The following is a 13,352-nucleotide window of genomic DNA, read 5'->3' on the forward strand; positions in this document are numbered from 1 at the left end:
ACAACAGCTGAGAAGAACGAACATTTCAAGAGGGGGAATATCTAATGAAAAGACGGAAAACCGCACTGATGATGCTAAGTGTATTGATGGTTCTGGCCATCTTTTTATCAGCCTGCTCGGGATCAAAATCGAGCAACAGCAGCGAGAAAAAATCAGCAGGCAAACCGCAGCAAGGCGGGGATTTGGTTGTTGGTTCAATCGGAGCGCCAACACTTTTCAACTCATTATATTCAACAGATGAATCAAGTACAGATATTGAACAAATGATTTACAGCTTTTTAACGAAAACCGATGAAAACTTAAATGTCAAAATGTCACTGGCGGAAAGTGTGAAAGAGCTGGATGGCGGATTGAAATATGACGTAAAAATCAAAAAAGGCGTTAAGTTCCATGACGGAGAAGAGCTTACTGCCGATGATGTCGTCTTTACGTACAGCATTCCGCTTAACAAGGATTACAAAGGAGAGCGCGGCTCTAACTTTGAAATGCTGAAATCAGTAGAGAAAAAGGGAGATTATGAGGTTTTATTTACGCTGAAATACAAAGACCCTAACTTCTATAACAATACGTTAGACAGCTACGGGATTCTGCCTGAGCACATTTTAAAAGATGTACCGGTTGCAGAGCTTGAAGATAACGAATTTAATAGAAAAAATCCAATCGGCTCGGGGCCTTTCAAATTTAAAGAATGGAAAGACGGACAATACGTGAAGCTTGTTGCTAATGATGACTACTATGACGGCCGTCCGTATTTAGACAGTGTCACGTATAAAATCATTCCTGACGCCAATGCAGCAGTTGCCCAGCTTCAGGCCGGAGATATTGATTTCTTTAACGTGCCGTCAACTGACTATAAGACAGCTGAATCGTTTAATAATGTCAAAGTCGTAACAGATTTAGCGTTAAGCTATACGTATATCGGCTGGAATGAGAAAAATGAGCTGTTTAAAGACAAAAAAGTGCGCCAGGCGCTTACGACAGCTTTAGACCGTGAAACAATGGTGCAAACCGTATTAGATGGGGACGGGAAGGTCGCTTACATCCCTGAAAGCCCGGTTTCATGGAACTATCCGAAAGATATAGAGGTTCCTAAATTTGAATACAACGTCAAAAAAGCGAAGAAGATGCTGAAAGAAGCCGGCTGGGAAGATACTGACGGTGACGGCATACTAGATAAAGACGGTAAAAAATTCGAGTTTACACTGAAAACGAATCAAGGAAATAAAGTTCGTGAAGACATTGCAGTTGTTGTTCAAGAACAATTGAAGAAAGTCGGGATTAAGGTAACGCCGCAAATCGTTGAGTGGAGTGCATTAGTAGAACAGACAAATCCACCTAATTGGGACTATGACGCAATGGTTTTAGGATGGAGTTTATCAACGTTCCCAGACCATTACGATATCTTCCATTCTAGCCAGTCTGAAAAAGGCTTAAATAACATGTGGTACAAAAACCCTGAAGTTGATAAGCTTCTCAAAGATGCAAAATCAATCAGTGACCGTAACGAATACTCAAAAGCTTACGAAAAGATTTACCAAAAACTTGCTGAAGATCAGCCGTATACCTTCCTTTACTATCCGAACAACCATATGGCGATGCCGGCTAACTTAGAGGGTTATGTGTATCATCCAAAACGCGAGTTGTACCAAATTGAAAAATGGTGGCTTGCCCAATAATTTTCCCTTGCAGGGGAGGGAGTGCGTTTCCTTCCCCTTTGAATTTGAAAAAGAACAACGAAGGGGACAAGAATATGGTTACATATATTATTCGAAGAACGTTATCTTCGATTCCTATTCTTTTGGGAATTACAATTTTGTCTTTCATTATTATGAAAGCCGCTCCAGGGGACCCGATGACACTTATGATGGATCCTACGATCAGCCAGGCAGACAGGGCTCAGTTTATTGAAAAGTACGGTCTCAATGACCCTGAGTATGTTCAATATTTAAAATGGCTGGGCAATATGGTTCAAGGTGATTTCGGCACATCCATCATCAGAAAAGGGACGCCTGTTTCAGAACTGATTTTAGCACGGCTGCCCAACACACTCCTCTTGATGCTGGTGTCAACAATTTTGGCGCTGATCATTTCCATCCCATTCGGGGTAATTTCTGCAAAAAAACCTTATTCGAAGCTGGACTACGGCATTACATTTACTTCATTTATCGGTTTGGCAATCCCGAATTTTTGGTTCGGTTTGATTTTAATCATGGTGTTTGCCGTGAATCTCGGCTGGTTTCCAACCGGGGGAGTCGCCACCCTTAACTCAGATTTCAGTATAGTAGACCGGATTCATCATTTGCTTTTACCCGCTTTTGTGCTGGCGACAGCTGATATGGCAGGCTTAACGAGATATACAAGATCCAATATGCTTGATGTTTTAAATCAAGATTATATCCGGACTGCCAGATCAAAAGGTTTCAAAGAGAATCGAGTATTATTTAAGCACGGCTTGCGAAATGCATTATTGCCTGTTATTACGATTTTTGGCTTAATGATTCCTTCCTTTATTGGCGGAGCGGTTGTCGTAGAGCAGATTTTCACTTGGCCGGGATTAGGAAAGCTGTTTGTCGATTCAGCATTCCAGCGCGATTATCCGGTTATCATGGCAATGACTGTGATCTCGGCGGTTCTTGTCGTTGTCGGAAACCTCATTGCAGACATCCTTTACGCGATTGTTGACCCGCGGATCGAATATTAAAAGGAGGGAAACAGAGATGTCAGAGCTGCAAACAACTCCCTCGCCGGAGATCAGGCTGAAAGAAAATATTTCGAAAAAGCCAGAAACAATGACAAAGATTTTCTGGGAAAAATTCTCGAAAAACAAACTGGCCATTTTAGGTGCCGTTATTCTTTTTATCATTATTATGTCGGCTGTTTTCGCCCCTTTAATTGCACCTTATCCCCAAGAGCAGCAAAGCCTGCTTGATAAATATAAGGCGCCGGGCCTTGAACATCTGATGGGAACGGATAAATTTGGACGTGATATTTTCAGCCGGATCCTATATGGAGCGCGTGTCTCTTTATTGGTTGGATTTGCGTCCGTAGTCGGTTCGATTTTGATCGGAACGGTTTTAGGAGCATTAGCCGGATATTTCAGAGGAATAGTGGATGCTGTCATTATGCGTGTAGTTGACATTGTGTTATCCATTCCTGATATTTTCTTGTTGATCACGCTGGTCACCATCTTCAAGCCGGGTGTGGACAAACTGATTTTAATTTTCTGTCTCACAGGATGGACCACAACAGCACGATTAGTAAGGGGAGAATTCTTGTCGCTCCGTTCAAGGGAATATGTTCTTGCTGCTAAAACAATTGGAACAAAAACGCACAAAATTATTTTTTCTCATATCCTGCCCAATGCGTTAGGGCCGATTATTGTGTCAGCTACGCTGAAAGTAGGGTCTGTTATTCTAGCTGAATCGGCGCTAAGCTACTTGGGCTTTGGAATCCAGCCGCCAATCGCTAGCTGGGGGAACATGCTTCAAGACGCACAGAATTTCACAGTAATGATTCAAGCATGGTGGTACCCGTTATTTCCCGGGCTATTTATTTTAATGACCGTTTTATGCTTCAACTTTGTCGGTGATGGCCTGCGGGATGCGCTTGACCCGAAAAATATTAAATGAAAATGAAAATGAATATCATATCTGTGATAAAATATCACCAAATCAGAAAAAAAGCAGGTCTCCTTTTGTCAGAAAATATACAAAGAGATCTGCTTTTTGCGATTCTTACATAAACCCAGTGATTCCAGATTTCCTCAATCTCTTTGGAATAATTTCTCTATCCCTTGCCTATACTGTGGACAACAGTTTTTATAAAAGTGAGGGGTTAGAGATGTTATTTCTTCATGATGTGTGGGTCAATTGGTTTGAAGGGGAAGAAAATGGCTACAATGTATGCCACTTTCACGAATGGCGCAAGGAAGATACGGTTGAGCTTTTGGATCAGGTGCCGTTGCTAAGGGTGCCGTCAGTACTGTTTCATTACATAGAAAACGATTTGTCAGAGCTTCCGAAAGGTTTGCTTGAAGACGTACATCAGAAATCGTACATTCGGAAAAATCATGAGCGGACAAAGCTTGAGTATTGTTTTGTCGTAACAGACGGAATCGGCATTTTAGCTGTCGACACGATCGGCTACACGATCCCTGTCAGAAAAAGCCGTCTGATCCCAAGACAAGAGCAGCTCGTTTATGAAATGGTAAAAGATGTAGAGCCTGAAACATATGAATTTGAGCCAAAGAAGCTGGAATCCTCCAAGGAATATCATATCTTATCATTAGCACCAGAACATGTCAGAGGACTGACTAGAAAAGAACGGCAAATTAAGCAGCTGATGTTTATGGCGCTTGACCAATTAAAAGGGCTGAAAAACCGGGCTGAAATCGGCTACTGGTACACAGAGTGGAATCCGCATATGTATGAACAAATCAAAAGGATGAGCTTTGAAGAGATTTGGGACATGCTGTATAACGAAACAATTGAAGGCTGGTCGGACAAGCACCTAGCTTTTTGCGAAAACCTAATAAAAGGACAGCCTTTTTTCGAAAAGCTATGGGAAATGGAAAACGAATCAAAGGTAAACTGAAAAAAACCGCTCTTTGCAAAGAGCGGTTTTTTGATTAGCGTCTTTTTCTTCCAAGACCCATGGCATTCTCCATTTTTTTCAGCATTTTGTTTGCTGTCCGGTTCGCCCGTTCCGCGCCTTCATCAAGAATCCGGTCTAATTCTTCAGATTCTATCAGCTCATAATAGCGGTCCTGGATCGGTTTTAATGCGTTCACCACGACTTCTGCCAAATCACCTTTAAACTCGCCGTAGCCTTTTCCTTCGTACTTTGCTTCAAGCTCTTCAATTGTCGTATTGCCGAGGATTGAATAAATTGTAAGAAGGTTGGAAACGCCCGGTTTGTTTTCTTTGTCAAATTTCACAATGCCTTCAGAATCTGTCACAGCGCTTTTGATTTTCTTTTCAAGAAGCTTCGGTTCATCCAGCAGGGTAATATAAGCTTTCTGATTTGGATCAGATTTGCTCATTTTCTTCAGCGGATCATTCAGAGACATGATGCGTGCACCGACTTTTGGAATTTTCACTTCCGGAATCGTAAAGATGTCGTTGTATTTTTTGTTGAAGCGTTCTGCAAGATTCCGCGTCAGCTCAAGGTGCTGCTTTTGATCCTCGCCGACAGGTACAAGATCCGTTCCGTACAGCAGAATATCAGCGGCCATCAGCGGCGGATATGTTAACAGGCCGGAGACGACAGCTTCATTGCCTTTGGATTTGTCCTTAAATTGAGTCATCCGCTCAAGCTCGCCGATATAAGCGACACACTGCATCATCCATCCGGCCTGCGCATGCGCGGGAACCTCGGACTGAATAAACAATGTTGCTTTTTCTGGATCAAGTCCGACAGCTAAGTAAAGCGCCGCGAGATTGCGGATATTCTTTCTAAGCTCAAGCCGGTCTTGAGGAACAGTTATCGCATGCTGATCGACGATGCAAAAATAGCTGTTATAATCATGCTGCAGTTCGACAAACTGCTTCATTGCACCGATATAGTTGCCGAGCGTCACTGAGCCGCTTGGCTGAATGCCTGAAAAAATCGTTTGTTTCATGAAAACATCAACCTCATTTCTTAAAACATAATAAAAAAGGCTCATTCTTCCCCTGTAAAAAAGGGACGAATGAACCGTGGTACCACCCTGATTATTCCATTAAAATGGAATCACTCTGACGTTTGTAACGGAGACTGCTCCGGCTGAGCCTACTTTTTTCCAGTTCGGTCAGCTGCTCCAAAGTCCATTCCACATTGCCCGTTATCTGCTCCCAGCACCGCAGACTCTCTTCAAACAGGTGAAATGTGTACTACTCTTTTTCATAGCAAGCTTTTCTTTTGATTGCTTCATTATAAATCAATTATAACCAATTGTCATCATGAAAAAACATTCTTTTTTCCAGTAAAATTGTAATAATATAAATAACACGAGTGCTGTAAAATCCTTAAATGATAACTGCTATCAGCGTAAAAACAGGCAGATATTATATGTAAAAAGCAATATGGGCAGAAAACACATGAAAAAGTTTTTAATCAATTTATGCTTTAAATGGTAGAAGGATATTATGTTCATGGAAGAAAAACTAACGAAGTTTAAATATTTTAAATTGATAAAATAATATTGCAATAAATTATTTGTTTCATTATAATGAACTTGTTCACTCTATTGTTACAGCTTTTTTACAAAAATAATCAGAAAAGACGGAACAGAATAAAAGTTGTGGAAACTCAGGTTCATTTGTCTGATATTTCTGAGGATTTAGCCGTAAGGAGCTGAAAATTATTATTAGGGGGTTTGCGAATATGAAAAAACGTTGGTCGATTGTCACGTTGATGCTCATTTTCACTCTCGTGCTGAGCGCGTGCGGCTTTGGCGGCAGCGGATCAAACGGTGAGGGGAAAAAGGACAGTAAAGGAAAGACGACACTTAACATTAATATTAAAACTGAGCCGTTTTCCTTACATCCGGGATTGGCAAATGATTCAGTATCAGGCGGTGTCATCCGTCAGACTTTTGAAGGATTGACACGTATCAATGCAGATGGTGAGCCTGAAGAAGGCATGGCTTCTAAAATTGAAACGAGCAAGGACGGAAAGACATATACATTTACCATTCGTGATGGTGTGAAATGGTCTAATGGAGACCCTGTAACAGCACAAGATTTTGAATATGCTTGGAAATGGGCGCTTGATCCTAATAACGAATCGCAATACGCTTACCAGCTCTACTACATAAAAGGTGCTGAAGCGGCGAATACCGGCAAAGGCAGCCTAGATGATGTGGCAGTAAAAGCTGTGAATGACAAAACGCTGAAGGTTGAATTAAATAACCCGACTCCATATTTCACTGAATTAACTGCGTTCTATACGTATATGCCGATCAATAAGAAAATTGCAGAGAAAAATAAAAAGTGGAATACAAATGCCGGAGATGATTATGTATCAAACGGGCCGTTCAAAATGACGGCATGGAAACACAGCGGTTCTATTACTCTCGAAAAAAATGACCAGTATTGGGATAAAGACAAAGTCAAACTGAAGAAAATTGATATGGTTATGATCAACAATAACAATACGGAACTGAAAAAATTCCAAGCTGGCGAACTTGATTGGGCCGGTATGCCGCTCGGACAGCTTCCGACAGAATCCCTGCCGACCCTGAAAAAAGACGGTTCTTTACATGTTGAGCCGATTGCAGGTGTGTATTGGTACAAATTCAACACTGAAGCTAAGCCATTAGACAACGTAAATATCCGTAAAGCTTTAACATATTCGCTTGACCGTCAGTCGATTGTTAAAAACGTTACGCAAGGAGAGCAAATCCCGGCAATGGCTGCAGTGCCGCCTACAATGAAGGGATTTGAGGATAACAAAGAAGGCTACTTCAAAGACAATGATGTCAAAACAGCAAAAAAATACCTTGATAAAGGCCTAAAAGAAATGGGCTTAAGCAAGGCATCTGATTTGCCAAAAATCAAATTGTCTTACAACACTGATGACGCACACGCGAAAATCGCTCAAGCAGTACAAGAAATGTGGAAGAAAAATTTAGGCGTTGATGTTGAGCTTGATAACTCAGAGTGGAATGTCTATATTGATAAGCTCCACAGCCAAGATTATCAAATCGGCCGTATGGGCTGGCTCGGCGACTTCAATGATCCTATCAACTTCCTTGAATTGTTCCGTGACAAAAACGGAGGAAATAACGATACAGGCTGGGAAAATCCAGAATTCAAAAAGCTTCTGAATCAGTCACAAACTGAAACAGATAAAACAAAACGTGCAGAGCTGCTGAAAAAAGCAGAAGGTATTTTCATTGATGAAATGCCGGTTGCCCCAATCTATTTCTATACTGATACTTGGGTACAGGATGAAAACCTAAAAGGTGTTATCATGCCAGGTACTGGTGAGGTTTATTTCAGAAACGCATATTTTAAATAAGGCTACGTCTGAAAATAAAAGACCTCAAGGTATATGGGGAGAAAAGCCCCATATACCTTTCTTACTGATGGAGTATAAAAATGTAAAAACCATGGAGGTGTTCCCCCTTGCTAAAATATATCGGAAGACGCTTAGTCTATATGATTATCACACTATTTGTGATTGTAACTGTGACATTCTTCTTAATGCAAGCAGCACCGGGCGGGCCATTTTCAGGTGAGAAAAAGCTTCCGCCTGAAATTGAAGCAAATTTAAATGCGCATTATGGCTTGGACAAGCCGCTGTTTGTACAATATGTCAGTTATTTGAAATCAGTTGCAATGTGGGATTTCGGACCGTCATTTAAATATAAAGGTCAGAGTGTTAACGACCTGATCAGTTCAGGTTTCCCCGTTTCATTTACTCTTGGAGCAGAAGCTATTCTCCTCGCTTTAGCGTTAGGTGTATTGTTTGGGGTCATTGCAGCCCTTTACCATAATAAGTGGCAGGATTATACCGTCGCGATTTTAACGATATTTGGTATTTCGGTTCCGAGCTTTATCATGGCGGCTGTTCTGCAATATGTGTTCTCCATGAAGCTTGGGCTGTTTCCGGTCGCGGGGTGGGATTCCTGGGCATACACCTTTTTGCCTTCAATCGCACTTGCTTCCATGCCGATGGCGTTTATTGCCAGACTTTCCCGTTCAAGCATGATCGAAGTGTTAAACAGTGATTATATCCGCACAGCGAAAGCGAAAGGGCTGTCCCGCCCAGCGGTTACAGTGCGGCACGCCATCCGAAACGCGCTTTTGCCGGTTGTTACATATATGGGCCCGATGGCCGCACAGGTCTTAACGGGGAGCTTCATTATTGAAACCATTTTTGGGATCCCGGGGCTTGGTGCACACTTCGTCAACAGTATTACAAACCGTGATTATACGGTCATTATGGGTGTAACGGTGTTCTTCAGTGTCATCCTGCTATTGTGTGTATTAATCGTAGATGTGTTATACGGCATTATTGATCCAAGAATCAAGCTTTCCAAAGCAAAGAAAGGAGCCTAGGCCATGCAGAACATTCCAAAAAACATGTTTGAACCAGCCGCAGCGAATGCCGGCGATGCAGAAAAAATAAGTAAAAAGAGCCTTTCCCTCTGGAAAGATGCGATGCTTCGCTTCCGCAGCAATAAGCTTGCAATGGTCGGGCTTATCATTATCGTACTTATTATCCTTATGGCAATTTTTGCGCCGATGTTCTCAAGGTATGATTATTCAACTACTAATCTCTTAAATGCGGATAAGCCCCCTTCAAAAGATCACTGGTTCGGAACAGATGATCTTGGGCGGGACATTTTCGTCCGTACATGGGTAGGGGCGCGAATCTCAATCTTTATCGGTGTTGCAGCTGCTGTTCTTGATTTGCTGATCGGCGTCATTTGGGGGAGCATTTCAGGCTTCCGCGGAGGAAGAACGGACGAAATCATGATGCGTATCGCTGACATCCTTTGGGCAGTTCCTTCATTATTAATGGTTATCTTACTGATGGTTGTTCTTCCGAAAGGGCTATTTACGATTATTATTGCCATGACGATTACGGGCTGGATTAACATGGCCAGAATCGTGCGTGGACAAGTGCTGCAGCTGAAGAATCAAGAGTATGTGCTTGCTTCACAGACACTGGGTGCAAAAACATCCCGTCTGCTGTTTAAACATATCGTGCCAAACGCAATGGGTTCTATTTTGGTCACGATGACACTGACAGTTCCTACTGCGATTTTTACAGAAGCCTTTTTAAGCTATTTGGGACTTGGTGTTCCGGCTCCGCTGGCAAGCTGGGGAACGATGGCTTCTGACGGATTGCCTGCATTGACCTATTATCCGTGGCGTTTATTCTTCCCTGCCGGATTTATCTGCATTACAATGTTTGGTTTTAACGTTGTCGGCGACGGATTAAGAGACGCATTGGATCCTAAGTTACGTAAATAAGGGAGTGATACGGGTGACACGCCTATTAGAAGTAAAAGATTTAGCAATTTCATTTAAAACATATGGCGGAGAGGTCCAGGCGATCCGCGGAGTGAATTTCCATCTGGATAAAGGAGAGACGCTGGCCATTGTTGGAGAATCAGGTTCCGGAAAAAGTGTAACCTCTCAAGCGATTATGAAGCTGATTCCAATGCCTCCGGGTTATTTCAAACGCGGTGAGATCCTGTTTGAAGGAAAGGATCTGGTGCCGCTGTCCGAAAAAGAAATGCAAAATGTCCGAGGAAAAGAGATCGGCATGATATTCCAAGATCCGATGACCTCTTTAAATCCAACGATGAAGGTCGGTAAACAAATTACGGAAGTGCTTTTTAAACACGAAAAGATCTCGAAGGAAGCGGCTAAAAAACGCGCGGTTGAACTGCTGGAATTAGTCGGTATCCCAATGCCGGAAAAGCGGGTGAACCAATTTCCGCACGAATTTTCAGGCGGGATGAGGCAGCGGGTTGTCATTGCCATGGCGCTTGCAGCGAATCCGAAGCTTCTGATCGCCGATGAGCCGACAACTGCTCTTGATGTAACGATTCAAGCGCAAATTTTGGAATTAATGAAGGATTTGCAAAAGAAAATTGACACGTCCATCATCTTTATCACACACGATCTTGGTGTTGTGGCTAACGTTGCTGACCGGGTCGCTGTCATGTACGCGGGACAGATTGTAGAAACCGGTACGGTAGACGAAATCTTCTACGATCCGAGACATCCGTACACTTGGGGGCTTCTTGCATCCATGCCGACACTGGAAAGTTCAGGAGAGGAAGAGCTGACTGCCATTCCGGGCACGCCGCCTGATTTGACAAACCCGCCAAAAGGAGATGCTTTTGCCCTGCGGAGCTCTTACGCGATGAAAATCGATTTTGAACAGGAGCCGCCAATGTTTAAGGTATCCGATACACATTATGTAAAATCGTGGCTGCTTCATCCTGACGCGCCAAAGGTAGAGCCGCCTGAAGCGGTAAAAGCGAAAATGCGTAAACTGGCAAATACGTATGAAAAACCTGTCTTAGTGAGAGAAGGTGAATGAATTGACTGAAAAACTATTAGAAATCAAACATTTAAAACAGCACTTTGTCACGCCGAGGGGAACGGTTAAGGCTGTAGATGATTTATCATTTGATATCTATAAAGGTGAAACATTAGGGCTGGTTGGTGAATCTGGCTGCGGTAAATCGACAACAGGCCGAAGCATTATCCGGCTGTACGAAGCAACCGATGGTGAGGTGCTGTTTAACGGTGAAAATGTGCACGGGAGAAAATCGCGGAAAAAGCTGCTGGAATTCAACCGCAAAATGCAGATGATTTTCCAAGACCCCTATGCATCCCTAAATCCGAGAATGACAGTTGCTGATATTATTGCTGAAGGCCTTGATATTCATAAGCTGGCGAAAACGAAAAAAGAGCGGATGCAGCGAGTTCATGAACTATTGGAAACAGTTGGTTTAAACAAGGAACACGCGAACCGCTATCCGCATGAATTTTCCGGCGGCCAGCGCCAAAGAATCGGGATTGCCAGAGCTCTTGCTGTTGATCCGGAATTCATTATCGCGGATGAGCCGATTTCCGCTTTGGATGTATCCATTCAAGCGCAGGTCGTGAATTTAATGAAAGAACTGCAAAAAGAAAAAGGGCTCACATACCTGTTTATTGCCCACGATTTATCGATGGTCAAATACATCAGTGACCGCATTGGAGTCATGTATTTCGGGAAACTGGTTGAGCTTGCGCCGGCAGATGAGCTGTATGAGAATCCGCTTCACCCGTATACAAAATCATTGCTTTCTGCGATTCCGCTTCCTGATCCGGACTATGAGAGAAATCGCGTTCGCCAGAAATATGATCCGTCTGTCCATCAATTAAAGGATGGGGAAACGATGGAATTCCGTGAAGTCAAACCGGGACATTTTGTGATGTGCACGGAAGCCGAATTTAAAGCTTTTTCATGATTTATCAATCCTTCAAGAGAAATCTCTTGAAGGATTTTTTTTACGGCATCATAGAAAGTGAGAATGATGACATTTACAATTAGAGGAAAAAAGCGGAGGCGAAATACAATTCAATTTCTGCATAACAAAAATGTTTTTGCGCTATTGCTGTCTCAATCTTTTCAATCTTTAGCAGGAGTCCTCGTCACAATCGTTTTAATGGTCCGGGTCTATCAAATGACTGACTCCGTTTTTTTGGCAAGCCTTATTTTATCGTTCATGTCGTTTGCGAGTATAGCAGCAAGCTTTTGCGTCTCTCCGGTGCTTCGCATTCTCGGTTTTAAAAAGGTGCTTGCGGGAGCGAATCTGCTGAGAGCGGTCTTTACAATCCTGATGGCATACAGCGTCACTCATCACGGACAGGCATTCTTTTGGATTACGCTGCTGTTTGTGTTTTGTTTTTCCTTCGCGGGCGCTTTTTTTCAGCCGGCAAGATTTGCGCTGCTGCCGATTATTGTTCCAAAGAAGCAATATGTAAAAGCGAATGGTGTGATCTCCCTCTCGAATCAATTGTTCTTAACAGCAGGCTGGGGCCTTGGAGGCCTTCTGACGTACGCCGTCCCTTTTGAACTCGTTGTCGGCGCTGCCATTTGCCTGTTTGTTCTATCGGGAGCTTCCATCAGTGTGCTGCATGTAAATGAAGAAGAGGCTGTAGGAACTGCTGAAACAGCATCTGCCAGAAGTATATGGAAGGATTTAATGATCATCCCTATTGTAAGAGACATTACTGTAATGGACATGATAGAAGCTTTGGCGGGTTCCGTATGGTCATCTGCTATTCTCCTCGCATTTACTGCGGCTGTTTTGCATGAAACAGAGGTGTGGTGGGGGATGTTTAACGCTTCCTATTTTATAGGCGCAATTGTCGGCAGTGTGATTGCCATTCGTTTTTCTTCTTTTTTTGAGCGGAATATGGGCTATGCCATTATGTTCAGCTCGCTTGTAATGTCGGCGCTGACCCTTTTGTTTTCATTTTCTCCAGTCCCATTTTTATGCGCTCTGGCTTGTGCTGCAATGGGGCCTTTTTATCAGGTGCGTGATATTTGCCAGGAAACCATGCTGCAGGAGGTTATTCCCGAGCAGAAACGAATCGGAATCATGGCTGCAAAAAATGCGATTTTGACTCCTTGGTCAGGCGTCACCTACTCCATTATGGGGCTAGTAGCTGATGCTGCTGGTGCGAAAATAGCTTTTATCGCGGCTGCTGCATTATATATCATGACATTTCTGATTGCACTGGCGCAGCCCCGCCTGGTTCATTACAGGCGGGAAAATCGAGTTCAATGAGAAACAATTCAAAATGAACGGAGCAGATGGCTCGGTTTTTGCTGAAAAAAAATGAAACCAT

At 43.0% G+C, this 13,352-nt stretch carries 11 protein-coding genes and 1 other annotated feature; of the genes, 10 read left to right on the top strand and 1 reads right to left on the bottom strand.

Features of this window, described 5'->3' with window-relative positions; genetic code table 11:
- Positions 1-44 precede the first annotated feature (44 nt).
- The 4 genes from AC07VD_RS06735 (at position 45) to AC07VD_RS06750 (ending at position 4,593) form a co-directional block, all read left to right on the top strand.
- On the top strand, positions 45-1,676 hold the full coding sequence (locus tag AC07VD_RS06735; protein WP_029317612.1) for a peptide-binding protein: 1,632 nt from the start codon (positions 45-47) through the stop codon (positions 1,674-1,676).
- 74 nt (positions 1,677-1,750) lie between these two features.
- Complete coding sequence (locus AC07VD_RS06740) at positions 1,751-2,701, top strand: ABC transporter permease (RefSeq protein ID WP_014476430.1); 951 nt, start codon at positions 1,751-1,753, stop codon at positions 2,699-2,701.
- Positions 2,702-2,717: 16 nt separating this feature from the next.
- Positions 2,718-3,629 carry an oligopeptide ABC transporter permease AppC gene (appC, locus tag AC07VD_RS06745; protein WP_003232961.1) on the top strand — a complete coding sequence of 304 codons (912 nt, stop codon included), beginning with the start codon at positions 2,718-2,720 and terminating at the stop codon, positions 3,627-3,629.
- A 211-nt stretch (positions 3,630-3,840) separates the two neighbouring features.
- Positions 3,841-4,593, top strand: coding sequence for a YjbA family protein (locus tag AC07VD_RS06750; RefSeq protein ID WP_003239298.1), 753 nt, complete (start codon positions 3,841-3,843; stop codon positions 4,591-4,593).
- Between the two features lie 34 nt (positions 4,594-4,627).
- Here AC07VD_RS06750 and trpS read toward each other — a convergent pair whose 3' ends face one another.
- Positions 4,628-5,620, bottom strand: a complete 993-nt coding sequence (gene trpS / locus AC07VD_RS06755) for a tryptophan--tRNA ligase (protein ID WP_015483084.1) — start codon at positions 5,618-5,620, stop codon at positions 4,628-4,630.
- 58 nt (positions 5,621-5,678) lie between these two features.
- Positions 5,679-5,893, bottom strand: a binding site (T-box leader).
- Between the two features lie 470 nt (positions 5,894-6,363).
- Here trpS and oppA point away from each other — a divergent pair.
- From oppA to AC07VD_RS06785, 6 genes are all read left to right on the top strand, one after another.
- Positions 6,364-8,001, top strand: a complete 1,638-nt coding sequence (oppA, locus tag AC07VD_RS06760) for an oligopeptide ABC transporter substrate-binding protein OppA (RefSeq protein ID WP_063335040.1) — start codon at positions 6,364-6,366, stop codon at positions 7,999-8,001.
- 107 nt (positions 8,002-8,108) lie between these two features.
- A complete protein-coding gene (gene oppB, locus AC07VD_RS06765) occupies positions 8,109-9,044 on the top strand; it encodes an oligopeptide ABC transporter permease OppB (protein ID WP_003245554.1) in 936 nt (311 codons plus the stop codon).
- 3 nt (positions 9,045-9,047) lie between these two features.
- On the top strand, positions 9,048-9,965 hold the full coding sequence (oppC, locus tag AC07VD_RS06770; RefSeq protein WP_003232954.1) for an oligopeptide ABC transporter permease OppC: 918 nt from the start codon (positions 9,048-9,050) through the stop codon (positions 9,963-9,965).
- 4 nt (positions 9,966-9,969) lie between these two features.
- Positions 9,970-11,046 (top strand): oligopeptide ABC transporter ATP-binding protein OppD, encoded by a 1,077-nt coding sequence (oppD, locus tag AC07VD_RS06775; protein WP_077670618.1) that lies wholly within the window; start codon positions 9,970-9,972, stop codon positions 11,044-11,046.
- A 1-nt stretch (position 11,047) separates the two neighbouring features.
- Positions 11,048-11,965 (top strand): oligopeptide ABC transporter ATP-binding protein OppF, encoded by a 918-nt coding sequence (oppF, locus tag AC07VD_RS06780; protein WP_003245567.1) that lies wholly within the window; start codon positions 11,048-11,050, stop codon positions 11,963-11,965.
- 108 nt (positions 11,966-12,073) lie between these two features.
- The gene (locus tag AC07VD_RS06785) at positions 12,074-13,291 is read left to right on the top strand and encodes an MFS transporter (protein ID WP_121591637.1); all 1,218 of its coding nucleotides are present in this window, start codon (positions 12,074-12,076) and stop codon (positions 13,289-13,291) included.
- Positions 13,292-13,352: the final 61 nt, after the last annotated feature.

This window comes from Bacillus sp. GW821-FHT01G09 (assembly GCF_059422205.1).

What these genes read in the sequence shown, in the direction of transcription:
- AC07VD_RS06750 (WP_003239298.1), top strand. Translation starts at nt 3,841, where the DNA reads ATGTTATTTCTTCATGATGTGTGGGTCAATTGGTTTGAAGGGGAAGAA.
- AC07VD_RS06735 (WP_029317612.1), top strand. Translation starts at nt 45, where the DNA reads ATGAAAAGACGGAAAACCGCACTGATGATGCTAAGTGTATTGATGGTT.
- trpS (WP_015483084.1), bottom strand. Translation starts at nt 5,620, where the DNA reads ATGAAACAAACGATTTTTTCAGGCATTCAGCCAAGCGGCTCAGTGACG.
- AC07VD_RS06740 (WP_014476430.1), top strand. Translation starts at nt 1,751, where the DNA reads ATGGTTACATATATTATTCGAAGAACGTTATCTTCGATTCCTATTCTT.
- oppA (WP_063335040.1), top strand. Translation starts at nt 6,364, where the DNA reads ATGAAAAAACGTTGGTCGATTGTCACGTTGATGCTCATTTTCACTCTC.
- appC (WP_003232961.1), top strand. Translation starts at nt 2,718, where the DNA reads ATGTCAGAGCTGCAAACAACTCCCTCGCCGGAGATCAGGCTGAAAGAA.
- oppC (WP_003232954.1), top strand. Translation starts at nt 9,048, where the DNA reads ATGCAGAACATTCCAAAAAACATGTTTGAACCAGCCGCAGCGAATGCC.